This window comes from Actinoplanes sp. KI2 (assembly GCF_025630775.1).
In the GTDB taxonomy this organism is placed as follows: domain Bacteria; phylum Actinomycetota; class Actinomycetes; order Mycobacteriales; family Micromonosporaceae; genus Actinoplanes.
Genome location: NZ_JAOSZE010000152.1, coordinates 1 through 499 on the forward strand (window position 1 = coordinate 1; position 499 = coordinate 499).

General features: G+C 68.3%; 1 pseudogene. It reads left to right on the forward strand.

The features are described from left to right. A pseudogene (locus tag ODJ79_RS46725) lies at positions 1-499 on the forward strand (hypothetical protein); the annotation flags it as partial.

The following is a 499-nucleotide window of genomic DNA, read 5'->3' on the forward strand; positions in this document are numbered from 1 at the left end:
CAGACGGTCAAGGGCACCCAGATCGCGAATGCCGCTGGTGCCGTGGCTGCCCTGCCGGCCGGGGCCGGCTCCGCGTTCGACTTCAAGCTCACCCAGGTCGCCGGCTCGACCACCCTGCCGAACGGCACCGCCATCGGCGCTGGCCTCACGGTGTCGGTGGCCGCGTTGCCCGCCGGCTCGACGCCGCAGGATCTCGCATCCGCGATCAACTCGGCCATCTCGACGACCCTCCGGCAGAACGGGTACCAGGGCAACGAGATCAGCGTGACGGCCAAGGTCGACAGCCAGAACAACACCACGTACTCGATGAGTGGCGTCGGCAAATTCACCGCCGCGGATGGCACCGGCGCCGTCCTGGCCGGCATGAAGTTGGGCGCCACCGCCGGCACCATCGCTCTCACCGACAACGCGGCAACCAACGGCAGCACCGGTGCGTTCCAGGTCGGCGCGAACTCCAGCCAGAAGATCAACATCCAGATCGGCGCCGTGGACTCCCAGT